The organism is Microbacterium sp. ARD31 (assembly GCF_031844425.1).
Genome location: NZ_JAUZVE010000019.1, coordinates 34,400 through 60,961, shown reverse-complemented (window position 1 = coordinate 60,961; position 26,562 = coordinate 34,400). Strand labels below are relative to the sequence as shown.

Genomic DNA, 26,562 nt, shown 5'->3' with positions numbered 1-26,562 from the left:
GAGGCTGCACATGACGGAGCCGGGTCCGGTCACCCCCGTGAGTCACCGGACCCGGCTCACAGGTCCCTACCCCTTGTGGGACCAGTACTGCACGCGGCCCCACGCCGCGCAGCTCCCTCCACGCGGTGGTACGACCAGCCTGCGGGGTCGGGCGGCGACCGCGCATCGTCCCTGAGGCGATGGCAGGTGCGACCAAAGTAGGAAATCCGCTCGCTACCCTGAGCGCCGTGGAGCCCCGTCCCGCCCTCTCCGAGACCCAGCCCGAGCTGACCTGGGTCGCGCAGGCATGGCGGTACGCGCTCGCGCTCGCCATCTCGGCCGGGGTCTGGCAGACGGTCGCGGCGGTCGAGTGGCGCGCGCACCCGGCCCTGTTCGTGACGGAGGTCGCGCTGGGCTGCGCGGCCTTCGTGCTCGTGTGGTTCCGGCGCAGCGCACCTGTGCCGATCGCGCTGACGATCGCCGCCATGAGCGCACTGTCGGGGCTGGCGGCAGGTCCGGCGACGCTGGCCGCCGTCTCGGTCGCGACCCGGCGCAGCTTCTGGCAGGTGGTGGTCGTCGGCGGGGCCAACTTCGTGGCGGCCCAGACCTACACGACGATCGCGCCCATCGAGGACAACGACCCGGTCATCACCACGCTGGTCAACCTCGCGGTCAACACCGGGATGATGGGCTGGGGCCTCTACATCGGCTCGCGCCGCGAGGTCATCTGGAACCTCCGCACCCGCGCCGAGCGCGCGGAGCGCGAGCAGGAGCTGCGCATCGCCCAGGCACGCCTCACCGAGCGGGCCCAGATCGCCCGCGAGATGCACGACGTGCTCGCCCACCGCATCACGCAGGTGTCGATGCAGGCGGGCGCGCTCGCCTTCCGCGACGACCTCGACGGCGACCGGCTCCGCGAGGGGCTCGGGCAGATCCAGGGGCAGGCCAACGACGCCCTCCACGAGCTGCGCGGCGTGCTCGGCGTGCTGCGCGAGGACGACCCGGGGCCGCCCACGGCGCGCCCCCAGCCGACGTACGACGACATCCCGGCGCTGGTCGACGAGGCGCGCACCCTCGGCCTCGACGTCGCCTTCTCCGACGAGGTCGACCCGTCCGCCGCGGTGCCGGTCGCGACGGGTCGCACGGTCTACCGGATCGTCCAGGAGGGCATCACCAACGTGCGCAAGCACGCGCCGGGATCGGTCGTGGCGATCCGCTCGACGGGTGACCCCGGGTCCGGCATCACCGTCGTGCTGACCAACCCGCTGCGGGGCGCACCGACCGGCGCGCCGGGCGCCGGCCTGGGGCTCGTCGGGCTGCGTGAGCGCGCCGAGCTCAGGGGCGGCCGGCTCGAGCAGCGCACCGACGGCTCGACGTTCGTTCTGGAGGCGTGGCTACCGTGGAGCGCGTGATCCGCGTCCTGCTCGTCGACGACGACCCGCTGGTGCGCTCGGCGCTGTCGCTCATGCTGGGCGGCCAGGTCGACATCGACGTGGTCGGCGAGGCCGGCGACGGGCAGGCGGGCCTCGAGCTCGTCGAGGCGCTGCGGCCCGACGTGGTGCTGATGGACATCCGGATGCCGGTGATGGACGGCCTCGAGGCGACCCGTCGCCTGCACAGCGGGCCCGCCCCGCCCGCCGTCGTCGTGCTGACGACGTTCGACGCCGACGACCACGTCGTGCGCGCGGTCGCGGCCGGCGCCGACGGCTTCCTGCTCAAGGACACCCCGCCCGGCGACATCGTGAGCGCGATCCGGACGGTGGCCGCCGGCGACGCGATGCTCTCCCCCTCCGCGACCCGCAGCCTGGTCTCCCGCCTGCGCAGCACCTCCACGACCGAGCGCACCTCGACCGCCGCCGACCGGCTGACGGTGCTGACCGAGCGCGAGCTCGAGGTGGCGGTCTGCGTCGGGCGCGGTCTCAGCAACTCCGAGATCGCCTCCGAGCTCTACCTCTCGATCCCGACGGTGAAGTCACACGTCTCGCGGCTGCTCACCAAGCTCGGCAGCACGAACCGCGTGCAGGTGGCGATGGTCGTGCACGACGCCGGGCTGGTCTGAGCATCCCCGCTCAGACCTCGTACGTCGCCCCCGCACGCGCCAGCTCGACGGGGCCGTCCCACTCGGCGCGGGCCTCCGCCTCGGCGTCGGCCGGGTCGTGCCACGGCGGGACGTGGGTGAGCACGAGCCGCTCGACACCGGCCTTCGCAGCGGTGCGGCCGCAGTCGGTGCCGGTCATGTGGAGGTCGGGCGGGTTGTCGTCGACGCTGCGGAAGGACGCCTCGGCCAGCAACAGGTGGGCGTCGGCGGCGGCGGTGTCCAGCGCGGGGCACGGGCCGGTGTCGCCGGAGTAGACGAGCGTGCGACCGCCCGCGCTCACCCGCAGCGCGAAGGCGGCCACGGGGTGCACCACGGGGTGCGCCTCGACGGTGAACGGGCCGACCCGGACGGGTTCGCCGTGCGCGCGGCTCGGGTGCTCCCGGAAGTCGAACTCCTCGTGCATGCCGGGGTCGAGCGGCAGGTCGTAGGCGCGCGCCATCCGGTCTGCGGTGCCGGCCGGGCCCCACACCGGGATCCGCGGCTGGTGGCCGGTGGGGTGGTACTTGCGCATCACGTAGTAGCCGCAGAGGTCGAGGCAGTGGTCGGCGTGCAGGTGGCTGACGAAGACCGCGTCGACGGCGAGCGGGTCGGCGTAGCGGTGCAGCTGGCCGAGGGCGCCGTTGCCGAGGTCGAGCAGGATGCGCCAGGTGCGGCCCTCGTGCTCCTCCTCGAGGAGGTAGCAGCTCGCGGCCGACTCCGGGCCGGGGTAGGAGCCGGAGCACCCGACGACCGTGAGTCTCACCCGAGGCCCCCGGCGAACTGGCTGGCGCTGAGCAGCTCGGAGCCGAGGAACCGGCGGCCGACGGTCGCGAAGTCCTCGGGGCTGCCGGTGGTGGCGAAGGTGTAGTCGGGCTCGCCCGTCTCGCGCATCAGCCCCGTGCTCGCCAGCATCTTGTAGACGTCCTTGCCGCACTCCTCCGCGGAGCTCACGAGGGTGACCCGGTCACCCATGACGTAGGAGATCACGCCGGTCAGGAGCGGGTAGTGGGTGCAGCCGAGGATGAGGGTGTCGACATCCGCGGCCACCAGCGGGTCGAGGTACTCGTGGGCGGCGGCCAGCAGCTCGTCACCACCGGTGACCCCCTGCTCCACGAAGTCCACGAAGCGCGGGCACGCCTGGATGTGGAGGTCGAGGTCCGGGACCGCGGCGAACGCGTCGTCGTACGCCATCGAGCTCGCGGTCGCGCGGGTGCAGATGACGCCGACCCGGCGGTTGCGCGTGGCCGCGGCGGCGCGGCGCGCGGCCGGGAGGATCACCTCGACGACGGGGACGTCGTAGCGCTCGCGGGCGTCGCGCAGCATGGCCGCGCTCGCGGAGTTGCAAGCGATGACGAGCGCCTTGACGCCCTGGCCGTAGAGGTGGTCGAGGCACTCGAGGGCGTACTCGCGGACCTCGCCGATCGGCTTCTGCCCGTAGGGCTGGCGCGCGGTGTCGCCGAGGTAGACGACCGACTCGTGCGGCAGCTGGTCGATCACCGAACGCGCGACCGTGAGCCCGCCGAACCCGGAGTCGAAGATGCCGATGGGGGCATCGGCGGTGGTCCGCGGGTCGTGGGTCGGCACAGCAGAAGGCTAGGCGGTGGGGCGTCACCGGTCACGCCGTCGCGGGCGTCGCCCCGGTCACACGACCGTCCGCGCCGCGCAGGGCAGTGGCGCGGAGCCCGGCCTGGGACCACACGCGGGTTAGGGTCGGTCAGTGCTCCGACGAACCTCCCTCGCCAGCTCGCTGACCGCCGCCCTCGTCTCGGGCTCCCTGCTGCTCGGCGCCCCCGCGTGTGCCGTCGTCGCGTCGGGACCGGCCGCGGACGCCCCGCGCCAGGTCGCCATGAAGGCCGACCAGAAGGCCGGTCGGAAGGCCGACTCGGAGTCGGTGCTGGCGATCTCCATCGACGGGATGAGCGTCGCTGCGGTGCGCAAGCTCGGCAAGAGGCAGCTGCCGAACCTCTACCGCTTCATGAAGGCCGGCGCCTCGACGATGAACGCGCGCACCGAGCGCGAGATGACGGTCACCCTGCCCAACCACACCGGCATGGTGACGGGGCGCCGCATCCAGGCCTCCACCGGCGGGCACGGCGTGACCTGGAACGACAACCGTCTCGTGCCCAACACCGTGCAGGAGGCCGCGGGCCACGACGTGGCATCGGTCTTCACCGCCGTCGACGCGGCCGGCGGCTCGGCCGCGCTCTTCGCGGCGAAGACCAAGTTCACCCTGTGGCAGCGCTCGTGGCCCGACGCGATCGACCGCACGACGGTCAACGAGGACAACGCCGAGCTCGTCGACGAGCTCGTCGCCGACCTCGACCAGGACCGCGACTTCCGCTTCCTGCACCTCTCGCCGCCGGACGTGGCCGGCCACGCCCACGGCTGGATGTCCAGGCCGTACCTCCGTGCGGTCCGCAAGGCCGACGCGCTCGTCGGGCGCGTGGTCGCCGCGGTGAACGCCGACCCGGCCCGCAAGGCCGGCACCACGATCCTGCTGACCAGCGACCACGGCGGCCGCGGCCCCAGCCACGACGACGCGCGGGTGCTCGACAACTACCGCGTCGTGTTCATGGCCCGCGGCTCGGCCGTCGACAAGGGCGTCGACCTCTACGCGATCAACCCGACCTACCAGGACCCGGGGAAGCGGCGCACGACCTACGACGCGCAGCGCCAGCCGGTCCGCAACGGCATGGTCGCCAACCTCGCGCTCGACCTGCTGGACCTGCCCCCGGTCGAGGGCAGCGAGCACGACGTCCTGCAGGACCTGCGGCTCACCGCCGCCCCCTGACGGCAGCCGCCTCCCAGCCCAGCGGCCAGGGGTTGAACCGGCACCCGCCGGTGCCTTTGGACTGCTGCATCATCACCGGCGCCGGTCCCCCGCCGGCCGGGCAGGACGCGTGCCCGCGCCCGAGCCAGTGACCGGTCTCGTGGTTGACCACGAGGTGGCGGTAGTCGCGCAGCGAGCGACCCGCGGCGTTCCACGCCGGTGAGGCGTGCTTCCACCGGTCCTGGTTGATGACCACGAAGCGGCCGACCCGGCACGACCACGTCGCCGAGCAGGCCGACGAGAACGACGGGACGGTGCCCGCGGCCGCCAGCACCAGCGTGAAGTCGCCGCCGCGGCGCACGCGCCGGAACTCGACCCCGCCGTAGCGCCACCCGCGCGGGTCGGCGTACGTCTGCTGCGCCTGGCGCCGGAACTGCGCCAGCGAGGTCGTGATCCGTCCGCGCGTGGCGACGGAGTACGTCACCCGCCGGCGCACCGGGATGGCGTAGCCCTCCGCGCTCTGCTGGCCGGGCGTCGTCGTCCGGAGGTGGTCGTCGCCCGCACCACCGGCCCGAGCAGGCGTCGCCGCCAGCGTCGTGACGAGCGCGAGGAGCGGGAGGACGCGGGCGACCCGGTGCATGGACGGAGCCTAGACCTCCGCGGGCGTGCCCCTAGGCCCAGAGCTGGCCGTCGAGCGCGTCCTCGGCGTCGTCGACGGTGCCCTCGTAGGCACCGGTGGAGAGGTACTTCCACCCGCCGTCGCAGACGACGAAGGCGATGTCGGCGCGCTCCCCCGCCTTGACGGCCTTGGCCGCCTGCCCGAGCGCGGCGTGCAGGATGGCGCCGGTGGAGATGCCGGCGAAGATCCCCTCGAGCTCGAGCAGCTCACGCACCCGGCGCACGGCGTCGCGCGGGCCGACGCTGAACCGGGCGTCGATGAGGGAGGCGTCGTACAGCTCGGGCACGAAGCCCTCGTCGAGGTTGCGCAGTCCGTAGACCAGCTCGCCGTAGCGCGGCTCGGCCGCCACGATCCGCACGTCGGGCTTGGCGCGGCGGAAGAAGCGGGAGACGCCCATGAGCGTGCCGGTCGTGCCGAGACCGGCGACGAAGTGGGTGATCCCGGGGAGGTCGGCGAGCAGCTCGGGGCCGGTGCCCTCCTCGTGCGCGAGGGCGTTCGCGTCGTTGCCGTACTGGTAGAGCATGACCCAGTCGGGGTGCTCGCCCGCGATCTTCTTCGCCACGCGCACGGCCTCGTTGGAGCCGCCGGCGGCGGGCGAGGAGACGATCTCGGCCCCCCACATCCGCAGCAGCTGGCGCCGCTCCTCGGAGGTGTTCTCGGGCATCACGCACACGATGCGGTAGCCCTTGAGCTTCGCCGCCATCGCCAGCGAGATGCCGGTGTTGCCGCTCGTCGGCTCGAGGATCGTGCAGCCGGGACGCAGGGTGCCGTCCTTCTCGGCCTGCTCGATCATCCGCAGCGCGGGCCGGTCCTTGATCGAGCCCGTCGGGTTGCGGTCCTCGAGCTTGGCCCAGATGCGGACGTCGGGGCTCGGCGAGAGCCGCGGCAGGCCGACGAGGGGCGTGCCGCCGACGGACTCCAGCAGGCTGTCGAAGCGCATGCGGCAAGCATGACATCCACCGATCGGTGGATGGCCGGCAGCGCTGATTGCCCGATGTGCGAGACGGTGCGGTCGAGCAGGCTCGACCCATGATCACGATCTCCGGCCTGCGCAAGGCCTACGGCGACAAGGTCGCCGTGGACGACATCTCCCTCGAGGTCGGCGAGGGCGAGGTGCTGGGCATCCTCGGACCGAACGGCGCCGGCAAGACCACGACGGTCGAGTGCGTCGCCGGTCTCCGCGTCCCGGACGCGGGCACCGTGCGCGTGGCCGGACTGGACCCCGTCGCCGACCGCGCCCGGCTGACGCGCGTCCTCGGCGTGCAGCTGCAGGAGAGCCGGCTGCAGCCGAAGATCACCGTGGCCGAGGCGATGCGCCTGTGGTCCGCGCTGTACGACGACCCCGTGCCGTGGCGCGGGCTCGTCGGGCGGCTCGGGCTCGAGGAGCGGACCACGACGAGGTTCCGCGACCTCAGCGGCGGCCAGCAGCAGCGGCTCTCGATCGCCCTGGCGCTGGTCGGTCGTCCCCGCGTGGTGATCCTCGACGAGCTGAGCACCGGCCTCGACCCCCGCGCGCGCCGCGGCGTGTGGGAGGTGGTGCGCGACCTGCGCGCCGACGGTGTGACGGTCCTGCTGGTCACCCACTCCATGGAGGAGGCCGAGCAGCTCTGCGACCGGATCGCCATCGTGGACCGGGGCCGGATCCGCGCCCTCGACACCCCCGGCGGCCTCATCGCGGGCGCGACCGCGGCCACCGTCACGTCGTTCGCCGCCGACGAGGCCGTCGACCTGGAGTCCCTGCGCGAGCTCGCGTCCGTCTCCTCGGTCCGCACCGACGCCGGGCGGATCGTGGTCGAGGGGCGTGACGGGGCCGCCCTGGACGTCCTCGACGGACTGCGCCGGCAGCGGGTGACCCCGTCGGCCCTCCGGGTCGTGGACGGCACCCTCGACACCGCCTACCTCCAGCTCACCGACACCCCACTGGACGCCGAGACCGAGGAGCAGCCCGCATGACCGCCACCGACGCATCCCCCACCCCGCAGACGGGCAGCGCGCGCCGGGCGGCGCTCGCCGTGCTCCGCACGGAGGCCACCCTCTTCACCCGCGAGCTCGGCTCGCTGTTCTGGATCCTGCTCTTCCCGACGCTGCTGCTGGCGGTGCTGGGGCTGGTGCCCGACTTCGGCGAGCCCGACGCGGCGCTCGGCGGTCAGCGCGTCATCGACCTCTACGCCTCCGTCGTGGTGCTGCTGGCGATGATCATGGCGGCGCTGATGGCGATGCCTCCCGTCGTGGCGGGTTACCGCGAGAGCGGGGTGCTGCGCCGGCTCCGGACCACCCCGGTGCACCCCGCGATGCTGCTGGGCTCCCAGGTGGTGCTCCACGCCGGCGCCGTCCTGGTGTCCGCAGTCCTCGCGCTCGGCACCGCGCGCGTGCTGTTCGACGTACCCCTGCCGGGCTCGGTGGGCTGGTACGCCGCCAGCGGCGTGCTGGCCACCGCTGCGGCGTTCTCCATCGGCGCCGCGGTGACGTCGGTGTCACCCAACACCCGCGTCGTGCAGACCGTCGGGACCATCGTGTTCTTCCCCCTCATGTTCAGCTCGGGGCTGTGGTTCCCGGTCCAGTCCATGGGTGGCTGGCTGCGCGACGTGGTCGTCCTCACCCCGCTCGGAGCCGGCGCCGAGGCCCTCAACGACGCCCTGCAGGGGTTGCGTCCCGACCTCCTGGACCTCGCCGTGATGGGCGGCTGGACAGTGGTGCTGTCGCTCGTGGCGGTGAGGCTGTTCCGGTGGGAGTGAGGCCCACGACCTGCCAAGATGGCGCCGTGACGGGGGAGCCGGTGGAGGAGCGCTGGTTGCGCTGGCTGCCGTTCGGCCTGCTCGGCCTGTCCAGCCTGGTGGCGGTGGTCGCCTCGCCCTCGATGGGCGACGCGGCCGCCCCGGTCCCGCCGACCCTCGCGATCGCCGGCGCCACTGCTGCGTGGATGCTCCTGACCCCGAGCCCCGGCGCGCTCCACTACGTCGGGCGCACCGCGCTGGCCTTCGTGCTGTGCTGGCTCAACCCGCTCTACGCCATCTTCGGCTTCTTCGGCTTCATCGACGCGTGGGACGCCCTCGACCGCCGCTGGGTGCACGTCGCGGTGCTCGTCGTCGCGGTCACCCAGGCCGGGGCGCAGTCGGGCGGGCTGCCCCCCGAGAGCGCCGGCCAGGCCGCGCTGTTCGCCGCGCTGGTCCTCGTCAACGGCGGGCTCGCGGTCGCGTTCATGAACATGGGCCTGCGCACCGAGCAGCGCGCCGAGGAGCTCGCCCGCCTCAACGCCGAGCTCGAGCAGGCGATGGCGGAGAACGAGGCGCTCCACGCGCGGCTGGTCGACCAGGCGCGGCTCGCGGGCGTCCAGGAGGAACGGGCCCGGCTGGCGCGGGAGATCCACGACACCACCGCCCAGAGCCTCGCCGGCATCGTCACCCAGCTCGAGGCGTCGGTCGGCGGGGAGCGCCAGCAGCGCGCGCTGGACCTCGCCCGACTGGCGCTGGCCGAAGCGCGCCGTTCGATGCTCGACCTGTCCCCGGGCGACCTCGACGGGGCGACGCTGGCCGACGCGCTGTCGGGGGTGGTGGCGGCCTGGTCGTCGGCGCACGCCGTGCGCGCCGACGCCGTCGTGGTCGGCGACCCGGTGCCGCTGCACCCGGAGGTGGAGGCGACCGTGCTGCGGGTCGCGCAGGAGTCGCTGGCCAACGTCGCCAAGCACGCAGCGGCGACCCGGGTCGGGGTCACGCTGTCCTACGACGGCGACGAGGTCGTCCTCGACGTGCGCGACGACGGGGTCGGCTTCGACGTCGGCGCGCCGCCCGCGTCGAGCTCCTTCGGGCTGCGCGGCATGCGCCAGCGGGTCGCCCGCCTGGCCGGCGACCTCACGCTGGAGTCCGGCGCGGGGCGCGGGACCGCGGTCTCGGCGCGCCTGCCTGCGCTGACCCGGGAGGCCGCATGAGACCCGACGCGAGGACCCCCACCCCGATCCCCACCCCGATCACGATCGTCGTCGTCGACGACCACCCGGTCGTGCGCGACGGGGTGCGCAGCATGCTCGCCGGCGTGGCGGGCTTCGAGGTCGTCGGCGAGGCCGCCAGCGGTCCCGAGGCGGTGGAGCGGGTGCTCGCGACCGACCCCGACGTCGTCGTGATGGACCTGCGGATGCCCGGCGGCGGAGGCGTCGACGCGCTCCGCGAGCTGCGCGCCCGCGGCGCCCGCGCCGCCGTGCTCGTCCTGACGACGTACGACACCGACTCCGACACCGTCGCCGCGATCGAGGCGGGCGCGACGGGCTACCTCCTGAAGGACACCCCCGCCGAGACGCTCTTCGACGCGGTCCGCGCGACCGCGGCCGGCGAGACCGTGCTGTCACCAGCCGTGGCGTCGCGCCTGGCCTCGCACGTGCGCCGGCCGTCCGCCTCCGGGGTGCTCAGCGCGCGGGAGCGCGAGGTGCTCGCGCTGGTGGCGCGCGGCCGGTCCAACCGGGTGATCGCCGAGCAGCTGTTCGTCAGCGAGGCGACGGTCAAGACGCACCTCGTGCACGTCTACGAGAAGCTCGGCGTCAGCGACCGCGCCGCCGCGGTGGCGACGGCGTACGAGCGCGGGATCCTGGGCTGAGGCCGCTGACGGGCCGGGCTCAGCAGCCGCCGGCGACGGCCGGCAGCACGACGACCTGGTCGCCGTCGGAGACCTCGGCGCCGAGGCCGCCGATGAAGCGCACGTCCTCGTCGTTGATGTAAACGTTGACGAAGCGGCGCAGGTCCTCCGAGCCGTCCTTGGTCTCGACGAGCCGCTCCTTGATGCCGGGGTGGTTGCCCTCGAGGTCGTCGATCAGCGCCGTCAAGGTGGAGCCCGAGGCCTCGACGGCCTTGGCGCCGTCGGTGTAGGTGCGGAGGATCGTGGGGATGCGGACCTCGATGGCCATCAGGGGGTGCTCGCTCTCTGGTGCTCGGGGGTCGGGGTGACCGTGACGTCCTCTTCGGTCACGACACCGTCGATGATTCTGTAGGACCTGAACTCCACCGGACCCTCACTATTCCCGTGCTCGCGTGTGCTGACGAGCACGTAGTGGGCGTTGGGCTCGCTGGCCAGCCCGATGTCCGTGCGGCTCGGGTAGGCCTCGGTGGCGGTGTGGGAGTGGTAGATGACGACCGGCTCCTCGTCGCGGGCGTCCATGTCCTTGTAGAGCGCCAGCAGCTCGGTGGAGTCGAACTCGTAGAACGTCGGGCTGCCCGCGGCGTTCACCATCGGGATGAACCGCTCCGGACGGTCGCTGCCCTCCGGGCCGGCCACCACCCCGCACGCCTCGTCGGGGTGGTCGCGCCTGGCGTGCGCCACGATGGCGTCGTACGTCTCCTGGTCGATCGTCAGCACGTCGCCAGCCTAGGCAGGCCACCGGTGCCGCGACCGCGCGTCTCACCACATAGTCTTGACATCGAGAGACTTTCGAGGGGGACAGATGTCGGTCACGCAGGCGCACGCGCCGCTGACCCGCCGGGGCATCCCGGTCGAGCGGGACCTGCGCGTCCTCGCGCTGGGGTCGTTCGCGAACCGGTTCGGCGGCGGTGCTGTCATGACGACCAGCGCCCTCTACTTCACCCGGCAGGTCGGCTTCTCCGCCGCGGAGGTCGCGCTCGCCATCTCGGTCTCGGCGATCGTCGGCATCCTCGTCCAGGTCCCGGCGGGCCACCTCGGCGACACGCGCGGACCGCGGCGCGTGCTCACGCTGTGCATGACCGGCGCCGCGCTGACCAGCGCGCTTCCCGTGCTGGCTCGTACGCCGTGGCAGCTCGCGCTGCTGCTGTCGCTGCTCGCGTTCTTCGAGCGCTCGGCCGGCTCGGTCCAGCAGGGCGTGATCGCGCAGCTCGCCACGGGCGGTCGCGGCGTGCTGTTCAAGGCCTACCTGCGCGCGGTCACCAACACCGCGATCGGCCTCGGGTCCGTGTTCGGCGGAGCGGCCCTCGTCATCGACGAGCCGTGGGCCTATGTCTCGGTCTTCCTCATCAACGCCGTCTTCACCGGCTTCGCGGCGTGGAACTCGACGCGGTTGCCTGACCTCCCCGGCTACGTGCGGATCGAGGGCGAGCCGCGGCTCGCGGTGCTGCGCGACTGGCCCTACGTCGTGGTCGTCGCGCTCACCGGCTTCTACTCCCTCCACTTCTTCGTCATGGAGCTCGGCCTGGCGCTCTACATCTCGGAGCGCACGGCGGCCCCGCCGGTCATGGTGGCGATCCTGCTCGTGCTGAACACCGCCTGCGTCGCGCTGTTCCAGGTGCGGCTCTCCCGCCGCGCGGACTCGGTCGAGGCCGGGTCCCGCGCCCTCCTGCGCGGGGCGGTGTGGATCGCCGTTGGGTTCGCCGTGGTGTCGCTCGCCGACCGCGGGGACGCCACCTTCGCCGTCGTCGTGCTGGTCCTCGGGTCCCTCGCCCACGTGGTCGGCGAGATGATCGGTTCGGGCGGCCAGTGGGGCCTGCAGATGGGCCTCGCCCCGCACGAGCGGCAGGGCCAGTACCAGGGCTTCGCCGGCCTCGGCTTCAGCGTCATCGCGGTCGTCGGGCCGCCGGTCGTGACGCTCCTCTGCGTCGAGATGGGCGAGGCCGGCTGGCTGGTCCTGGCGGCGCTGATGCTCGCCGTGGCCGCGGTGTCCGTGCCGGTCTCCCGCTGGGCGCTGGCGTCGCGCGAGCGCTACGGGGTGCTCACGCACTCGGGCTAGTCGCCCGGCCAGACGTGGAGGCCCTACGCGCGGATCGCCGCCGGGATCCCGTCGGAGAACACCTCCGGAGTGGCCGGGAACGACTCCGAGACGCCCAGCGAGTGGCGTACGGCGGTCCACGCGACCGCGCAGGCGTCGAGGAGGTCGTCCTCGCCGAAGCCGGACCCGCGGAACCACGGCGGCGCGACGATGCCGTGCGCGGCGAGGGCCTCGCGGCGTACGCGCACGCCGTCGGCGTCCTTCTTGCGCTCCAGCAGCGGGTGGCCGGCCATCCGGGCGAAGCTCAGCTCGGGGTGCACCTCGACGACCGCCACGCCCGGCTCCGCGCGTACCCAGGCATCCACCTGGAGCACCTTCTCGCGCAAGGCGTACGCCTGGGCGCTGACGCTCGTGCGCCCCTCGGTCGCGGCGAGGTTGGCGGCGCGGCCCTCCTCGTAGGTCGCCGCCTCGAGCGCTGCGCGCACCGGCGTGCTGAAGAGCGACGAGGACTTGCCGACCAGCTCGCGCCGGGCCTCGGCGTCGGCGAGCCGGCCGCCGCTGTCGGGCAGGCCGATGGGGATGTCGATGCCGACCACCGCCACGTCGTGGCTCTCCCGCACCAGGTCGACCAGCCCGGCGATGGTCGGGGCGACGAAGACGGAGGCGCGGAGGTCGGTGTCGAGGACCACGCCCACCCAGCCCGACGGACAGGCGTCGACGCCGAGGACCGGCGCGGGCGGCGCGAGGACCGGAGGCGGCTCGTGGTCGTCCTGCCCGGCGGGGGCGACGTACCTCGCCTCGCGCTCGCCGCTGAGCGCCGCGTCGATCCGCGCGCGCATGACGTCCTCCATGGGCGGGAGCGAGGAGATCGGCCACCAGCGCACCTGCGTGGACTCGTCGTCGGCGACGTGCGCCTCGCCCTCGACCCACGTGCAGGCGAAGGTGAGGTCGAGGTACGTCGCCCGGTCGCCGTTGGCGTGCACGATCTCGCCGTGGACGCCCGTCGAGGCGAGCCGGTCGACACGGATCCGGACGCCGGTCTCCTCCAGCGCCTCCCGCGCGGCGGCGACGGCAGGCTCCTCGCCCGGGTCGGGGATGCCGGTGACGGGCGCCCAGCGGCCGTTGTCGGCGCGCTCCACGAGCAGCACCTGGTCGCCGCGGCGGACCACGGCCGTGACGCCCGGCAGCCACAGCGGGTCGTGACCGATCTTGCGGCGGACCTCGACGACGAAGTCGGGGATCGGGCTCACGACGCCCTCACGAGGGGCTCACGATGTCAGCGCCTCGACCACGGTCTCCTGGAGGTAGCCCACCCACTCGTAGATGTCGTGCGCCTGGGCCCGCGGGTCGTCGTCGGGCAGCGAGTGCCAGTAGTCCTCGTCGCCGGCCTCGATGCCCAGTCGGGTGGCGAGGGCGAGCCGGATGTCGGTGAACGCGCGCATCCACGTCTCGGCCTCGGCGCGGGTCAGCTCGACGTCGAAGACGAGGCCCTCCTCCGTGAGCTCGGGCGGCAGGCCCGCCTCCTCGAGCGTGTCGATGAGCAGCCCGGCCGCCGCGGCCTTGCCGTCGCGCAACCCGCTCTCGGTGAAGCGCCTGAAGTCCGAGGCGGCCTCCTCGTCGTCGGGGTAGGCCGTCGGGAACAGCCGGGCGAGCACCGGGTCCTCCGGGATGGTCGTGGCGCCGGAGAACTCCGCCATCAGCGCGTCGAAGGGGTCCGCGGCCGGGTGGGCCGGCTCGGCGCGCTCGTTGCGCAGCAGCTCGACCATCTGCGAGGCCAGCGACCTGAGCAGGTCGGCCTCGAACCCGGTGAAGGTGGCGATGATCCGGTCGGACTTCACGTGGTGCTCGAACCCGCTCATCCTCAGGTGGCCTTCTCCATCGTCGCCCAGAGCCCGTACTCGTGCATCGCCTGCACGTCGCGCTCCATCTCCTCGCGGGTGCCCGTCGAGACCACCGACTTGCCGTCGTTGTGGACCTCGAGCATGAGCTTCTCGGCCTTGGCCTTGTCGTAGCCGAAGTACTTCTGGAAGACGTAGGCGACGTAGGACATCAGGTTGACCGGGTCGTCCCAGACGAGGGTCACCCACGGCTTGGAGAGGAAGGTGATCTCGTCAGGAGCCTGGGTCGGTTCGACCTCGACGGGACTGGCGGCTGACACGCGCCCATCGTGGCACAGTGTCGGTCGTGACGAGCTCAAGCCCAGCCACCACGGCGCTGCTGACCGACCACTACGAGCTCACCATGGTGCAGGCGGCGCGGCACGCCGGGACAGCCGACCGCCGGTCGGTGTTCGAGCTGTTCCCCCGCCGCCTCCCCGAGGGCCGCCGGTACGGCGTCGTGGCGGGCGTCGGCCGCGCGCTGGACGCCATCGAGTCGTTCCGCTTCGACCCACCGGCGCTCGCGATGCTGGAGGGGGTCGTCGAGCCGGACATGCTCGAGTGGCTGGCGTCGTACCGCTTCTCCGGCGACGTCTGGGGCTATCCCGAGGGGGAGGTCTACTTCCCCTACTCCCCGCTGCTCGTGGTGGAGGGCACCTTCGCCGAGGCGGTCCTGCTCGAGACCGTGCTGCTCTCGATCTACAACCACGACTCCGCGATCGCCTCGGCCGCCTCCCGGATGACGCTCGCCGCTGCGGGTCGGCCGTGCATCGAGATGGGCTCGCGCCGCACGCACGAGCAGGCGGCCGTCGCCGCGGCCCGGGCGGCCTACGTCGCCGGCTTCGACGCGACGAGCAACCTGGCTGCGCGCCACCTCCACGGCGTCCCCAGCACGGGCACGGCGGCCCACTCGTTCACCCTCCTGCACGACAGCGAGCGCGACGCGTTCGTCGCCCAGGTGGAGAGCCTCGGCGTCGGCACCACGCTGCTCGTCGACACCTACGACGTCGCCGAGGCGGTCGCGCTCGCGGTCGACGTGGCCGGCACCGGCCTGGGCGCCGTACGCCTGGACTCCGGCGACCTCGCCGAGGTGGCGCGCGAGGTCCGCGAGCAGCTCGACAGGCTGGGCGCGACCTCGACGCGGATCGTCGTCACCAGCGACCTCGACGAGCACGCCATCGCCGCGCTGGCCGCCGCGCCGGTCGACGCGTACGGCGTCGGCACCCAGCTGGTGACCGGCTCCGGTCACCCGACGTGCGGCTTCGTCTACAAGCTCGTCGCCCGCGAGGGGGACGACGGGGCGATGGTCTCGGTCGCCAAGCGGTCGACCGACAAGGCCTCCATCGGCGGCCGCAAGTACGCCCTGCGCCGCCGCTCCCCCTCGGGCCGGGCGCAGGCCGAGGTCGTCGGCATCGGCGAGCCGCCCGCGGACGACGGCGACGACCGCTCGCTGCTCGTGCCGCTGGTCGAGGCCGGCCGCGTCGTCGGCCGCGCCACCCTCGAGGAGGCCCGCGACCGCCACCGCTCGTCGCTCGCCGAGCTCCCCCGCGCGGTCACGATGATGTCCGCCGGCGAGCCGGTGATCCCGACCCTCCACGAGGGCGCCTGACCCGCTCGTCCCGCTAGGCTCGGGACATGGCACGGGCACTGATCGTGGTCGACGTCCAGAACGACTTCTGCGAGGGCGGGTCCCTCGCGGTGGCCGGTGGTGCCCGCGTGGCGGCCGACATCGGCGACCTCCTGCACCGGTGGTCGTCGAAGGGCGAGGGCGCGCCGTCGTACCACGTGGTGGTGGCGACCAAGGACCACCACGTCGACCCGGGCGACCACTGGGCGGCCAAGCCCGACTACGCGCAGTCGTGGCCGGTGCACTGCAAGGTCGGCACCGAGGGCGCCGGCTTCCACCCCAACCTCGACCCGCAGCCCTTCGACGAGGTGTTCTACAAGGGCGAGCACCAGGCGGCGTACTCCGGCTTCGAGGGCCGTACGGCGTCCGGCGCCGCGCTTGCCGACTGGCTGCGCGAGCGGTCGGTGACCGAGGTCGACGTGTGCGGCATCGCCACCGACCACTGCGTCCGGGCCACGGCCCTCGACGGCGCGCGGGAGGGCTTCGAGACCCGGGTCCTGACAGCCCTGTGCGCGGGCGTGGCCGAGGACACGACCGCTGCGGCGATCACCGAGATGACCGGCGCCGGCGTCGAGATCGCCTGAGCGGGGACCGGCTCAGCACCACTTCTCGGTGACGGCGCGCAGCACCTTGATGGTGCGCGCCGTGCCCTGCCCGAGCGCCGTGAACTGCTTGGAGGACAGCAGCTTCGAGGTGTGGATGTTGCCGTCGAGGAGGACGTAGGCGGCGCGACCGTCGACCACCACGCGCTCCCCCGCGTGCTCGAGGGCGTGGGCGGCCTCCACCGCCGCCGCGGTGGGAGGCGTCGCGAAGAGGGTGACGTAGTGGTTGGCGACGTCGCCGTCGTGGCCCGCGTCCAGCTCCTCGCCGCGGGCCGTCAGCGCGGCGAGGTCCTTCGTCGTGAAGACGACCGTCGGGACCTCGAAGCCGGCCGCCTCGGCGTACGCCTCCTCCAGCGCCGACTGCACCTTCGTCACCGACCGGGCCGGGTGGGTGAGCCGGACGTTGCCGGTGTTGATGTAGGTCTCCACGTCCGTGCCGCCGGCGGCCTCGGTCGCGGCCTTGATGGCGTCCTTGGGGAACTTCCGCTTCGCGCCGAGGTTGATCGCGCGCAGGAAGGCGACGTAGGTGGGCACGGGCACATCATGCCCGCAGCAGGTGGCGCGAGACCCAGGTCACGCCCGGTCTAGTCTGGTCGTCATGAACACTCGAGCCCTCGCCATCGGATTCAGCTCCCTTGCTCTCGCCCTGACCGCGGCCGGGTGCGCCAAGGACGACACCTCCACGACGACGGAGTCCGGCCTCAAGCTGGTCAAGGCGGGCACGCTCACCATCTGCACGCACCTGCCCTACGAGCCGTTCGAGTTCACCGAGGGCGGCGAGGTCGTCGGGTTCGACGTCGACGTGCTGAAGATCGCGGCTGACGCGGAGGGCCTCGAGACCGAGGTCATCGATGTCGCCTGGGAGACCATCACGACGGGTGAGGCGCTCAACACCAACCAGTGCGACGTTGCCGCAGGCGCGATGACCATCACCGATGAGCGCACCGCGGTGATGGACTTCACCGACCCCTACTTCACGGCGACCCAGGCGCTGATGACGAAGACCGGCTCCGGCATCAGCTCGCTGGAGGACCTCGCCGGCAAGAAGGTCGCGGTCCAGGACGGCACGACCGGCGCCGACTACGTGCGGGAGAACGCCCCGGAGGACACCGAGATCGTCTCCTACGAGGACTCCTCCCTCATGCAGCAGGCGGTGCTCACCGGCAAGACCGACGCGGGTGTCAACGACAACGGCCTGCTCAACTACTTCGTCAGCGAGAACCCCGAGGTCGAGGTGGTCACGGAGTTCGAGACCGGCGAGGAGTACGGCTTCTCGGTGAAGAAGGACGGCAACGACGACCTCCTCACTGCCATCAACGACGGCATCGCCAGCGACGACTACGACTCCGTCTACGAGAAGTGGTTCGGCACCGCTCCCACCGAGTGACGCCCCTGCCCGCCGACGAAGGTGATGTGAGTACATGGCGAGTCCCCGTCAACGCGCTGCCCGGTGGCGCTACGTCCAGTACGCCGTCCTCGTCGCGGCGGTGCTCGTCATCGCCTTCGTCGCGGACTGGGGGCAGATCCAACGAGCCTTCTGGAACTGGGAGCTGGTCAAGGAGCAGTTCCCGCGCGTCCTGACGATCGCACTCAAGAACACGATCATCTACACGGCGTGCGGCTTCGCCTTCGGGCTGCTGCTGGGGCTGGTCCTCGCGCTGATGCGGCTCTCGAGCGTCGGTCCCTACCGATGGATCGCCACTGGCGTCATCGAGCTGTTCCGCGGTCTGCCGGCGCTGGTCGTCTTCATCGCCCTCAGCGTCGGGTTCAACCTCGCGTTCCCGGCGTACGAGATCCCGTTCGGCAACCTCGGGGTGGTCACGCTGGCGCTCGGGCTCGTCGGCGGGGCGTACATGGCCGAGACGATCCGAGCCGGCATCCAGGCCGTGCCGAAGGGTCAGATGGAGGCGGCGCGCTCGCTCGGCATGTCCCACGGGCGTGCCATGGTCAGCGTGGTCGTCCCTCAAGCGTTCCGGATCATCCTGCCGCCGCTGACGAACGAGCTGATCCTGCTCACCAAGGACTCGTCGCTGGTCTACATCCTCGGCCTCTCGCTCTCGGGCTACGAGCTGACCAAGTTCGGACGCGAGGGCATGAACTCGTCCTCCAACCTGACCCCGATCATCGTGATCGGCCTGTGCTACCTGCTGATCACGGTGCCGCTGTCGATCGTCGTACGTCGCATGGAGAGCCGCGCGGAGAGGGCCCGCTGATGACCACCGACACCACTCCCACCCCCGCCGACCGCGCCACCGCCGCGATCGACGTCCAGGACCTCCACAAGTACTTCGGCGACAACGAGGTACTCAAGGGCATCGACTTCCACGTGCCGCACGGCCAGGTCGTCTGCGTCATCGGCCCCTCGGGCTCCGGCAAGTCGACCCTGCTGCGCTGCGTGAACCTGCTCGAGACCCCCACCAGCGGCAAGATCTTCGTCGAGGGCGAGGAGATCACCGATCCCGACGCCGACGTCGACAAGCTCCGCTCGCGGATCGGGATGGTCTTCCAGCAGTTCAACCTCTTCCCGCACATGACCGTCCTGCGCAACCTGACCATCGCGCAGGAGAAGGTCAAGGGCCGCACGAAGGACGAGGCGGTCGAGGTCGCCCGCGCCAACCTGGCCAAGGTCGGCCTGTCGGAGAAGGAGTCGGCCTACCCCGCCCACCTCTCCGGAGGCCAGTCGCAGCGCGTCGCGATCGCCCGCGCGCTGTCGATGAACCCCGACATGATGCTGTTCGACGAGCCGACGTCCGCGCTCGACCCCGAGCTGGTCGGCGACGTCCTCGCGGTGATGAAGGACCTGGCGGCCGAGGGCATGACGATGATGGTCGTGACCCACGAGATGGGCTTCGCCCGCGAGGTCGGCGACAACCTGGTCTTCATGGACGGCGGCGTCATCGTCGAGCAGGGGGACCCCCGCCGGGTGCTTGCCGACCCGCAGCACGAGAGGACGCAGTCGTTCCTCTCGAAGGTGCTCTGACGGGTGCTCTGACGGGTGGTGCGCTAGCCGGTCAGGCCCGCTTGCACTGGCTCGGCGGCGTCTGCGCCGGGTCGAAGACGTACTTCGGCGGCGCGATCGGAGTGCCGTCCTGCGACTCCTTCATCGTCATCGCCCACCAGCCGGCCTTGCGCGTCTCGATGTTCGCGAGCGCCTCCTCGGAGACGTCGTTCCACATGTTCAGCACGTCGACGCTCACCTCGATGAAGCGCGAGCCGTGGGGCGTCACGACGCCGTTGGCCTCCACGTCGGCCAGGCCCTCGGGCACCTCCGGGAACAGTCCCCGTGGCATGCCGGTGAGCACCTTCTTGGCCGGGATGCCGACCGCGACGCCGTCGCCGGCGAGCCGGATGGCGCGCGACGCGGTCACCGGCCAGGTCGGGTCGAGGTCCGTGGGCAGGCCCCAGCTGCGGCTCTGGTCGTCGGTGATCTCCGCCCAGCACGAGGACGCGTTCGGGCCCCACGCCTCGCTGTTGAAGTACGTGCGCCCGGCCACGACGAGGTAGTCGATCTGCTGGGCGTTGCCGTCGATGACGGAGTCCATGGAGAGCTGGCTGTAGCCCGTCGCGGGGCTGAAGCGGCCGTCGAGGTCGAAGATCCGCTTGCCGCCGTTGTCGGGGTTCTTGGTGAGCAGCTGGCCGTGCCACTCCATGATGCCCATCTTCTCCACCTGCGCGACCATGGCGTCGAGCTGCTCGCCCTCCATGAGGACGTCGGTGGTCTTGGTGGCCGCGGCCTCGCCGGACCCGCCGCAGGCGGAGAGCGTCAGGAGCAGCCCCGTGGCGAGGGCAGCGGCCCACGTAACGTTGCGACGAGTCACAGGGAGTCCCCGATCCGATCCGTGACGAGCTCCGTGCCCATCCCGCCCGGCAGCCTAGAGGCCGGTTTCGCGGCCTGTCAGGCGAATCACGGATCCGTTCAGGACGCCATCCAGCGCCGCGCCGCCACCACGACCTCCTCGGTCAGGTCGGCGACCAGGGTCGACCCGAGCCGCCAGTGCTGCCAGAACAGGGCCACCTCGGACCGGCGTCCCGGCACGAGCTCGACCAGCGTGCCCTCCTCCAGCTCGCCCGCCACGTCCGACTCGGGCAGCAACCCCCAGCCCATGCCGACGCGGATGGCGCGGTCGAACTCGCGCACCGAGGGCAGGTACGTCACCGGCGGCGCGAGGTGGCGGCGGGTGACCCGGCGGATGAAGTCGTGCTGGAGGGAGTCGTTGCGGTCGAAGGCGACGATCGGTGCCTCGGCCAGCGTGGCCGACCCGACGCCGTCGGCGAAGTGCGCGGCGTGGAAGTCCGCGGTCGCGACCGCCGCGTAGCGCAGGCGTCCCAGCCGCACCACCCGGCAGCCGGGCACCGGCTTCGGTTCGCCCGTGATCGCCGCCACGACCTCGCCGCGCCGCAACCGCTCCGCCGTACGCGTGTGGTCCTCCCGCACCACCTCGAACACGACCCGGTGCCGCGACTGCACCTCGGCGAGGGCGTCGACGAACCAGCCGTAGAGCGCGTCGGCGTTCACCGCGATGGGCAGGGAGGTGTACGCCGTCGCGTCGGCGTCGGTCCCCTCGACCAGCTCGGCGACCGCCTCGCGCTCGAGGATCTCGGTCTGCGTGGCGAGGCGGACCAGCACCAGTCCGGCCTCCGTGGGCTCCAGCGGCTTGACCCGGTGGAGCAGCACCCGGCCGACCCGGGTCTCCAGGGCCTTGATGCGCTGGCTCACCGCCGAGGGGGTCACGTGGAGCTCGCGCGCGGCCGCCTCGAAGGTGCCGAGGCGCACCGCCACGGCGAGCGTGCGCAACGACACCGGGTCGAGCTGGGTCAGGTCACTCACGTCGGGTGTCGCCCGTCGGGAGCAGGCACGTCAGGCGCGTGTGCACTGGGTCGGCGCGGTGACCGTGTTGTCGAACACGTGCCGGGGCTCCTCGATCGGTGAGCCGTCCCCCGACTCCCGCATCGTCATCGCCCACCAGCCCGAGCGCCGGGTGTCGAAGCCCGCGAGCGCCTCCGGCGGGACCTTGCCCCACATGCCGGCCACGTCGACGGCGACCTCGACGAGCGGGCCGTGTCCCTTCACGATCGCCCTCACCTTGATCTTGTCCACCGCGGCCGGGACGTCCTGGAAGAGGCCGCGGGGCAACCCGTCCATCAGCCTGGACCCGCGGACGTCCACGGCGACGCCGCTGCCGATCGGGCGCACCGCGCGCGCCTTGTTCACCGACCACCTCGGGTCGAGGTCCCTGGGGATCGCCCAGGTGCGCGAGGCGTCGTCGGTGATGTCCACGTAGCAGTCCTCGGCGCCGGCACCCCAGTCGTCGCTGTTGAAGTAGGTGCGGCCGTCGACCACCACGTAGTCGACCTGCTGCACCTCCCCGTCGAGCACGGAGTCCATGGCCAGGGTGCTCGAGCCCGAGCCCGGGTCGTACCGGCCGCTCAGCTCGAGGATCTGCTTGCCACCGCTGTCCGGGTTGGCCGTGAGGAGCTGCCCGCGCCACTCGACGACCTTCATCGCGTCGACCTGGTCGACCATGGTGCGGAGCTGCTCCTTCTCGGACTGGGCCGCAGCGCCCTCGCCACCCTTGGTGTCGTCCGCCGACGCACCGCACGCTGTGAGCGCCACGACGAGGATCGCGGCGAGCCCGACGGCTCTCCTGGGATCACGGTGCATCGCTCAGCTCCTTGGCAGATGCGGTCACGGGCGTTGGCAGCCGGCACGACGATATGTGAGCGGGGCCACATCGTGGCGCGATCTCACAATTTCGAAAGACCGAGGCCGACCGCGTGAGGACCATCATACTTAGACCTGCTAATGATTCCTCATAATCCTTCGCTGGAGTGAAGACGTTTCCCGTCCTAACGTTGTCAGCATGTTCCAGGTTGTCCTCACCGGTCTGCTGACCGGACTCGCCCTCATCGTCGCCGTCGGCGCCCAGAACGCGTTCCTCCTACGCCAGGGGATCCGCGGTGAGCACGTGCTGCCGATCGTGCTGACGTGCCTGCTCTCCGACGTGGTCGCGATCACGGCCGGCGTCGCCGGGCTGGGCGTGGTGCTCGAGCGATGGCCGGCGGTCCTGCCGGTCGCCCAGGTGCTCGGCGGGCTCTACCTGATCGCCTTCGGCATCCACGCCGCGATGCGCGCCTGGCGGCCGGCGGCGCTCGAGGCGGGCGAGGGCGCCGCGCTCACGCCCGGCCGGGCGGTGCTGCTCACCCTGGCGCTGACGTGGCTCAACCCGCACTTCTACCTCGACGCGGTGCTGATGCTCGGCACCGTGGCCAACAGCTTCGGCACCGACCGCTGGTGGTTCCTGACCGGCACCCTCATCGCGAGCCTCGTGTGGTTCTTCGGGCTGGGCTACGGCGCGCGGCTGCTCCGCGGGCTCTTCGCCCGTCCGACCGCCTGGCGGGTGCTCGACTCGGCGATCGCCGTCGTCATGGGCGCGCTCGGCGTGGGACTCCTGGCGCACTGACCCGGCGGCGCCCCGCTCTAGGTGCTGCGGGGCTCCCCCGCCAGTCCGTTCCCCAGCTCGGCCAGCGCGTCGCGCAGTCGCGCGATGGCGATGGGGCCGACGCCGTGCATCGCGGCCAGCTCGTCGGCGGAGAAGGTCGCGACCTTCTCCAGGGTCGTCACGCCGGCCTCACGCAGGGCCCGCGTCGCGGGTGCTCCGATCGAGCGCGGCAGCGGCGTCCCCTGCTCGCGCTTCGCCCGCACGCGGGGCTCCGGCAGCCCCGCGTCGACGACCGCCTCACCGCGCGGGGACAGCAGGTAGCCGATGGCCAGCGACTCGGTCAGGCCGAGCTCCTTGAGCTTGCGGACGTCCTTCTTGAAGTCCGCAGTCTCCCGGCCGACCTGCGCCGCGAGGTCCGGGGCGCGCACGGTCGGGTTGCGGTCGATGAGGTCCAGCGTCTCGCGCGTCCACGGCCCGTACGCCGACGCCGCGTCGAGGCGGTCGAGCCGCGCGCCGATCTCGGCGATCTCCGCGGCGTCGGGCACCCGCGAGCGCAGCTCCTCGCGCGGGTCGGGACCGGCGTACGCCAGCCCGATGCGCCACGCCGGGTCGTCGGGGCGAGCCGCCAGCGCCTGCTTGAGCGCCGCGAGCGACGGCGCGCCCGCGCGCTGCGCGTCCTCGGCCCGCAGCCGGCTCACGCTGACCTGCTCCAGCGAGGTCACCTCGATGACGCCCACCCCGGTCCGCATCCGTGTGCCGACGACCACCCGCGGCTTCGCCCACCGCCGGAAGGCGAGGTCGATCCTCCCGGCCTTGATCGCGGCCAGCTCGGCCGGTCGGATCATCATGCGCCCAGCCTGCCACCTCGGCGCGGGGGATGGCGTGCCGGACGGCGGCGTGAGTCACCGGATATCCCGGGGACCGCCGCCGGAACGTGGAAGATCCGAGCCACCAGGTGACTCGGATCTTCCACGGTGTGCCGCGACGGTCGTCGCGGACCGTCAGAGGTTGCCGCGCTTGTCCTGCTCGCGCTCGATGGCCTCGAAGAGGGCCTTGAAGTTGCCCTTGCCGAAGCCGAGGGAGCCGTGGCGCTCGATGAGCTCGAAGAACACCGTCGGCCGGTCGCCGAGCGGCTTGGTGAAGATCTGCAGCAGGTAGCCGTCCTCGTCGCGGTCGACCAGGATGCCGCGCTTCTGCAGCTCCTCGATCGGCACCCGCACCTCGCCGATCCGCGCGCGCAGCTCGGGGTCGGAGTAGTAGGAGTCGGGGGTGTTGAGGAACTCCACGCCGTTGGCGCGCAGCGCGTCGACGGTGGAGATGATGTCGCCCGTGGCGAGTGCGAGGTGCTGTGCGCCGGGGCCGCGGTAGAACTCGAGGTACTCGTCGATCTGCGACTTCTTCTTCGCCACCGCGGGCTCGTTGAGCGGGAACTTCACCCGGTGGTTGCCGTTGGCGACGACCTTGGACATCAGGGCGGAGTAGTCGGTGGCGATGTCGTCACCGATGAACTCGGCCATGTTCACGAAGCCCATGACCCGGTTGTAGAAGCCGACCCACTCGTCCATCTTGCCGAGCTCGACGTTGCCGACGATGTGGTCGAGCGCCTGGAAGAGGCGTTTGGGCTGGTCGTCCTTCTTGTGCCAGCGCGGCTCGACGGCGACGTAGCCGGGGAGGTAGGGGCCGGCGTAGGTCTGGCCGTCGACCGTGCGCTGGACGAGCGTGTGGCGGGTCTCGCCGTAGGTCGCGATTGCGGCGATGCGGACCGAGCCGTGCTCGTCGCTGATCGTCTCGGGCTCGCGCACGACGGTCGCGCCTGCCGAGACGGCCTGGCGGATGCACTGGTCGACGTCCGGGACCTCGAGGGCGATGTCGACCACGCCGTCACCGTGCTTGGCGTGGTGGGCGATCAGGTCGCTGTCGGGCGAGACGGCGCCGCTCAGCACGAACTTGATCGAGCCCGACTTGAGCACGAACGACTTGTGGTCGCGGTTGCCGTTCTCCGGGCCGGAGTAGGCGACGAGGTCCATGCCCCAGGCCGAGGCGTAGTAGTGGGCCGCCTGGGTCGCGTTGCCGACCACGAAGCAGATCGCGTCCCAGCCCGTCACCGGGAAGGGGTCGGACTCGGCGTCGTACTCCACGAGGCCCACGAGCTGCCGCAGCTGCTCCAGGGACAGGTCGGCCTTCATCTCGTCCACGGTCAGGGCGCCACCGGTCGAGGCGATGTCAGTCGTCATGCGGCCAACCCTCCCAACACCTCGCAAGGTGTGCAACAGTACGACGAAACGTTGCGCAAGTTGCACAGTCGAGAGGGCCCGATGGACGAGATCGACAGCAGAATGATCGAGCTCTTCGCCGGCGAGCCCCGCCTCGGGGTGCTCGAGGCGAGCCGGCGTCTCGGGATCGCCCGCGGGACCGTCCAGGCGCGGCTCGACAAGCTGACCGCAGCAGGCGTGATCACCGGCTGGGGACCAGACCTCTCCGCGGAGGCGATCGGCTATCCCGTGATGGCGTTCCTGACCCTCGAGATCCGCCAGGGCGCGGGCCACGACGCCGTGGCGCGGCACCTGGCCGAGATCCCGGAGGTGCTCGAGGCCTACACGATCACCGGCGCCGGCGACATGTGGGCGAGGGTGGTGGCGCGCTCGAACTCCGACCTCCAGCGCGTCATCGACCTCGTCCTCACCGAGCCCGGCATCGAGCGCTCGACGACCGTCATCGCCCTGGCCACGCAGATCCCCTACCGCGTCGTGCCGCTCGCGACGGCGGTCAGCCGCCCGCCCGCATGATCAGGCAGGTCGACGTCGCGTGGGCCACCAGCCGGCCGCCGCCGTCGGTGAGCTGCGCCTGCGCGAGGGCCGTACGCCGGCCGCGCTGGATCACCGTGCCCTCGCAGGTCAGCAGCCCGGAGTCGACGGTCACCGGCCGCAGGAACTTCACCGTCAGGTCGACCGACGTGTAGGTCTCCCCCACCGCGAGGGTGGTGTGCACCGCGCAGGCCGCCGCGGTGTCGAGCAGGGTCGAGATGACCCCGCCGTGCACGCCGCCGAGCGGGTTGTAGTGGAACTCCGCAGCCGGCATCTCGACGACCACCCGGCCGGGCTCCGGCCGCAGGTCGGTGAACCCGAGCGTGTCCATGATCGGGGGGTGCGGCAGCTCGCCGTCGCGCATCGCCTGCAGCTGCTGGAGCCCGTCGAGCTCGAGCAGCCGGGTCAGGTCGGCCTGGCCGGGCGTGGCCCAGGAGAAGGTGCGGCTCTCGGTGGCGTACTCCGGCGGGGTCCGGTCCTGGGTCTGCGTCATGGACCCAGCGTCGCATTCCTTGCCTGAGTCTGTCAACGAGACCTAGGCTGGCGGCATGACCGCCACCGCCAGTACGGGACCGACCGCCCTCCAGTGGTCCACGGACAACTGCACGGTCGGCCGCGCCATGGAGGTGCTGGGCGAGCGCTGGACCCTCGTGGTGCTGCGCGAGGTGTTCAACGGCGTACGACGCTTCGACGACATGCGGCGACACTCCGGCATCCCCCGGCAGGTCCTCACCAACCGGCTCGCGCTGCTCGTCGACGCCGGCATCCTGCGCCGCGAGCCCTACCGCGAGCCCGGCCAGCGCGAGCGGCACGAGTACCGCCCCACCGACAAGGGCTTCGACCTCTACCCCGTCCTGGTCGCGGTGCGCGCCTGGGGAGACCGCTACCTCGCCGACCCCGAGGGCTCCCCCGTCGAGTTCGAGCACGTCGGCTGCGGCGCGCAGGTCGACGTCGTGCTGCGCTGCCGCGACGGCCACGAGGTCACCGGTCGCCGCGACGTCGCCACCCGCCCCGGCCCGGGCATCAGGCCGTTCCGCGAGGGCTGACGC

General features: G+C 72.2%; 32 protein-coding genes. 16 read left to right on the top strand and 16 right to left on the bottom strand.

What is annotated here, in order from left to right; genetic code table 11:
• Positions 1–227: 227 nt before the first annotated feature.
• The gene (locus Q9S36_RS30605; RefSeq protein ID WP_311288610.1) at positions 228–1,391 is read left to right on the top strand and encodes a histidine kinase; all 1,164 of its coding nucleotides are present in this window, start codon (positions 228–230) and stop codon (positions 1,389–1,391) included.
• On the top strand, positions 1,388–2,038 hold the full coding sequence (locus Q9S36_RS30600) for a response regulator transcription factor (protein ID WP_311288609.1): 651 nt from the start codon (positions 1,388–1,390) through the stop codon (positions 2,036–2,038). Before Q9S36_RS30605 ends, Q9S36_RS30600 begins: the two co-directional genes overlap by 4 nt.
• Positions 2,039–2,048: 10 nt before the next feature.
• Here the strand turns inward: Q9S36_RS30600 and Q9S36_RS30595 are convergent, their stop codons facing one another.
• Complete coding sequence (locus Q9S36_RS30595) at positions 2,049–2,819, bottom strand: MBL fold metallo-hydrolase (RefSeq protein WP_311288608.1); 771 nt, start codon at positions 2,817–2,819, stop codon at positions 2,049–2,051.
• Positions 2,816–3,640: a glutamate racemase gene (gene murI, locus Q9S36_RS30590; protein WP_311288607.1), complete on the bottom strand. Its 825-nt coding sequence runs from the start codon at positions 3,638–3,640 to the stop codon at positions 2,816–2,818. The genes Q9S36_RS30595 and murI overlap by 4 nt, the downstream gene beginning before the upstream one ends.
• 133 nt (positions 3,641–3,773) lie before the next feature.
• Between murI and Q9S36_RS30585 the strand changes: the two genes are divergently transcribed.
• Entirely contained in the window at positions 3,774–4,847 is a 1,074-nt protein-coding gene (locus Q9S36_RS30585) for an alkaline phosphatase family protein (protein ID WP_311288606.1), read from the top strand.
• Here Q9S36_RS30585 and Q9S36_RS30580 read toward each other — a convergent pair.
• Together Q9S36_RS30580 and Q9S36_RS30575 are read right to left on the bottom strand one after the other, a co-directional pair.
• Complete coding sequence (locus Q9S36_RS30580) at positions 4,831–5,466, bottom strand: DUF3152 domain-containing protein (protein WP_311288605.1); 636 nt, start codon at positions 5,464–5,466, stop codon at positions 4,831–4,833. The genes Q9S36_RS30585 and Q9S36_RS30580 overlap by 17 nt on opposite strands.
• A 31-nt stretch (positions 5,467–5,497) precedes the next feature.
• Positions 5,498–6,445, bottom strand: a complete 948-nt coding sequence (locus Q9S36_RS30575; RefSeq protein ID WP_311288604.1) for a cysteine synthase — start codon at positions 6,443–6,445, stop codon at positions 5,498–5,500.
• Between the two features lie 89 nt (positions 6,446–6,534).
• Here Q9S36_RS30575 and Q9S36_RS30570 point away from each other — a divergent pair, with 89 nt between their 5' ends.
• From Q9S36_RS30570 to Q9S36_RS30555, 4 genes are read left to right on the top strand one after another with little or no spacing between them, the layout of a single operon-like run.
• Entirely contained in the window at positions 6,535–7,458 is a 924-nt protein-coding gene (locus Q9S36_RS30570; protein ID WP_311288603.1) for an ABC transporter ATP-binding protein, read from the top strand.
• Positions 7,455–8,240: an ABC transporter permease gene (locus Q9S36_RS30565; RefSeq protein WP_311288602.1), complete on the top strand. Its 786-nt coding sequence runs from the start codon at positions 7,455–7,457 to the stop codon at positions 8,238–8,240. The genes Q9S36_RS30570 and Q9S36_RS30565 overlap by 4 nt, the downstream gene beginning before the upstream one ends.
• Before the next feature lie 26 nt (positions 8,241–8,266).
• The gene (locus Q9S36_RS30560) at positions 8,267–9,430 is read left to right on the top strand and encodes a sensor histidine kinase (protein ID WP_311288601.1); all 1,164 of its coding nucleotides are present in this window, start codon (positions 8,267–8,269) and stop codon (positions 9,428–9,430) included.
• A complete protein-coding gene (locus Q9S36_RS30555; RefSeq protein WP_311288600.1) occupies positions 9,427–10,089 on the top strand; it encodes a response regulator transcription factor in 663 nt (220 codons plus the stop codon). The genes Q9S36_RS30560 and Q9S36_RS30555 overlap by 4 nt, the downstream gene beginning before the upstream one ends.
• 19 nt (positions 10,090–10,108) lie before the next feature.
• Here the strand turns inward: Q9S36_RS30555 and Q9S36_RS30550 are convergent, their stop codons facing one another.
• Both Q9S36_RS30550 and Q9S36_RS30545 read right to left on the bottom strand, forming a co-directional pair.
• Positions 10,109–10,396: a MoaD/ThiS family protein gene (locus tag Q9S36_RS30550; protein ID WP_311288599.1), complete on the bottom strand. Its 288-nt coding sequence runs from the start codon at positions 10,394–10,396 to the stop codon at positions 10,109–10,111.
• A complete protein-coding gene (locus tag Q9S36_RS30545) occupies positions 10,396–10,845 on the bottom strand; it encodes a Mov34/MPN/PAD-1 family protein (RefSeq protein WP_396653870.1) in 450 nt (149 codons plus the stop codon). The genes Q9S36_RS30550 and Q9S36_RS30545 overlap by 1 nt, the downstream gene beginning before the upstream one ends.
• Positions 10,846–10,930: 85 nt before the next feature.
• On the opposite strand from Q9S36_RS30545, the gene Q9S36_RS30540 reads away from it, so the two are divergent.
• Positions 10,931–12,184 (top strand): MFS transporter, encoded by a 1,254-nt coding sequence (locus Q9S36_RS30540; protein ID WP_311288598.1) that lies wholly within the window; start codon positions 10,931–10,933, stop codon positions 12,182–12,184.
• Between the two features lie 23 nt (positions 12,185–12,207).
• On the opposite strand, the gene Q9S36_RS30535 is transcribed toward Q9S36_RS30540, so the two are convergent.
• The 3 genes from Q9S36_RS30535 to clpS are packed head-to-tail and all read right to left on the bottom strand — an operon-like array spanning position 12,208 to position 14,321.
• Complete coding sequence (locus Q9S36_RS30535; RefSeq protein WP_311288597.1) at positions 12,208–13,413, bottom strand: DUF429 domain-containing protein; 1,206 nt, start codon at positions 13,411–13,413, stop codon at positions 12,208–12,210.
• 18 nt (positions 13,414–13,431) lie between these two features.
• Positions 13,432–14,022, bottom strand: coding sequence for a DUF2017 domain-containing protein (locus Q9S36_RS30530; RefSeq protein ID WP_311288596.1), 591 nt, complete (start codon positions 14,020–14,022; stop codon positions 13,432–13,434).
• 2 nt (positions 14,023–14,024) lie between these two features.
• Positions 14,025–14,321 carry an ATP-dependent Clp protease adapter ClpS gene (gene clpS, locus Q9S36_RS30525; RefSeq protein WP_311288595.1) on the bottom strand — a complete coding sequence of 99 codons (297 nt, stop codon included), beginning with the start codon at positions 14,319–14,321 and terminating at the stop codon, positions 14,025–14,027.
• A gap of 83 nt (positions 14,322–14,404) precedes the next feature.
• On the opposite strand from clpS, the gene Q9S36_RS30520 reads away from it, so the two are divergent.
• Together Q9S36_RS30520 and Q9S36_RS30515 are read left to right on the top strand one after the other, a co-directional pair.
• Positions 14,405–15,649, top strand: coding sequence for a nicotinate phosphoribosyltransferase (locus Q9S36_RS30520; protein ID WP_396653877.1), 1,245 nt, complete (start codon positions 14,405–14,407; stop codon positions 15,647–15,649).
• 26 nt (positions 15,650–15,675) lie between these two features.
• A complete protein-coding gene (locus Q9S36_RS30515; protein ID WP_311288593.1) occupies positions 15,676–16,251 on the top strand; it encodes an isochorismatase family protein in 576 nt (191 codons plus the stop codon).
• Positions 16,252–16,263: 12 nt separating this feature from the next.
• Here the strand turns inward: Q9S36_RS30515 and Q9S36_RS30510 are convergent, their stop codons facing one another.
• Positions 16,264–16,803, bottom strand: coding sequence for a DUF1697 domain-containing protein (locus tag Q9S36_RS30510; RefSeq protein WP_311288592.1), 540 nt, complete (start codon positions 16,801–16,803; stop codon positions 16,264–16,266).
• Between the two features lie 64 nt (positions 16,804–16,867).
• On the opposite strand from Q9S36_RS30510, the gene Q9S36_RS30505 reads away from it, so the two are divergent.
• From Q9S36_RS30505 to Q9S36_RS30495, 3 genes are read left to right on the top strand one after another with little or no spacing between them, the layout of a single operon-like run.
• Entirely contained in the window at positions 16,868–17,656 is a 789-nt protein-coding gene (locus Q9S36_RS30505; protein WP_311288591.1) for a transporter substrate-binding domain-containing protein, read from the top strand.
• A gap of 34 nt (positions 17,657–17,690) precedes the next feature.
• Positions 17,691–18,482 (top strand): amino acid ABC transporter permease, encoded by a 792-nt coding sequence (locus tag Q9S36_RS30500; RefSeq protein ID WP_311288590.1) that lies wholly within the window; start codon positions 17,691–17,693, stop codon positions 18,480–18,482.
• Complete coding sequence (locus Q9S36_RS30495) at positions 18,482–19,249, top strand: amino acid ABC transporter ATP-binding protein (protein ID WP_311288589.1); 768 nt, start codon at positions 18,482–18,484, stop codon at positions 19,247–19,249. Before Q9S36_RS30500 ends, Q9S36_RS30495 begins: the two co-directional genes overlap by 1 nt.
• A 31-nt stretch (positions 19,250–19,280) precedes the next feature.
• Here the strand turns inward: Q9S36_RS30495 and Q9S36_RS30490 are convergent, their stop codons facing one another.
• From Q9S36_RS30490 to Q9S36_RS30480, 3 genes are all read right to left on the bottom strand, one after another.
• Positions 19,281–20,087: a hypothetical protein gene (locus Q9S36_RS30490; RefSeq protein ID WP_311288588.1), complete on the bottom strand. Its 807-nt coding sequence runs from the start codon at positions 20,085–20,087 to the stop codon at positions 19,281–19,283.
• Positions 20,088–20,185: 98 nt separating this feature from the next.
• Positions 20,186–21,097 (bottom strand): LysR family transcriptional regulator ArgP, encoded by a 912-nt coding sequence (locus tag Q9S36_RS30485; RefSeq protein WP_311288587.1) that lies wholly within the window; start codon positions 21,095–21,097, stop codon positions 20,186–20,188.
• Positions 21,098–21,127: 30 nt separating this feature from the next.
• Positions 21,128–21,931, bottom strand: coding sequence for a hypothetical protein (locus tag Q9S36_RS30480; protein ID WP_311288586.1), 804 nt, complete (start codon positions 21,929–21,931; stop codon positions 21,128–21,130).
• Positions 21,932–22,130: 199 nt separating this feature from the next.
• On the opposite strand from Q9S36_RS30480, the gene Q9S36_RS30475 reads away from it, so the two are divergent.
• Positions 22,131–22,730: a LysE family transporter gene (locus tag Q9S36_RS30475; RefSeq protein ID WP_311288585.1), complete on the top strand. Its 600-nt coding sequence runs from the start codon at positions 22,131–22,133 to the stop codon at positions 22,728–22,730.
• 17 nt (positions 22,731–22,747) lie between these two features.
• Here Q9S36_RS30475 and Q9S36_RS30470 read toward each other — a convergent pair whose 3' ends face one another.
• Entirely contained in the window at positions 22,748–23,557 is an 810-nt protein-coding gene (locus tag Q9S36_RS30470; RefSeq protein WP_311288584.1) for a helix-hairpin-helix domain-containing protein, read from the bottom strand.
• A gap of 153 nt (positions 23,558–23,710) precedes the next feature.
• On the bottom strand, positions 23,711–24,943 hold the full coding sequence (hppD, locus tag Q9S36_RS30465) for a 4-hydroxyphenylpyruvate dioxygenase (RefSeq protein ID WP_311288583.1): 1,233 nt from the start codon (positions 24,941–24,943) through the stop codon (positions 23,711–23,713).
• An 81-nt stretch (positions 24,944–25,024) separates the two neighbouring features.
• Between hppD and Q9S36_RS30460 the strand changes: the two genes are divergently transcribed.
• Positions 25,025–25,495 carry an Lrp/AsnC family transcriptional regulator gene (locus Q9S36_RS30460; protein ID WP_311288582.1) on the top strand — a complete coding sequence of 157 codons (471 nt, stop codon included), beginning with the start codon at positions 25,025–25,027 and terminating at the stop codon, positions 25,493–25,495.
• On the opposite strand, the gene Q9S36_RS30455 is transcribed toward Q9S36_RS30460, so the two are convergent.
• Positions 25,476–26,006, bottom strand: a complete 531-nt coding sequence (locus Q9S36_RS30455; protein ID WP_311288581.1) for a PaaI family thioesterase — start codon at positions 26,004–26,006, stop codon at positions 25,476–25,478. The two genes, Q9S36_RS30460 and Q9S36_RS30455, sit on opposite strands and share 20 nt — an antisense overlap.
• A 55-nt stretch (positions 26,007–26,061) precedes the next feature.
• Between Q9S36_RS30455 and Q9S36_RS30450 the strand changes: the two genes are divergently transcribed.
• On the top strand, positions 26,062–26,559 hold the full coding sequence (locus tag Q9S36_RS30450; protein ID WP_311288580.1) for a helix-turn-helix domain-containing protein: 498 nt from the start codon (positions 26,062–26,064) through the stop codon (positions 26,557–26,559).
• Positions 26,560–26,562: the final 3 nt, after the last annotated feature.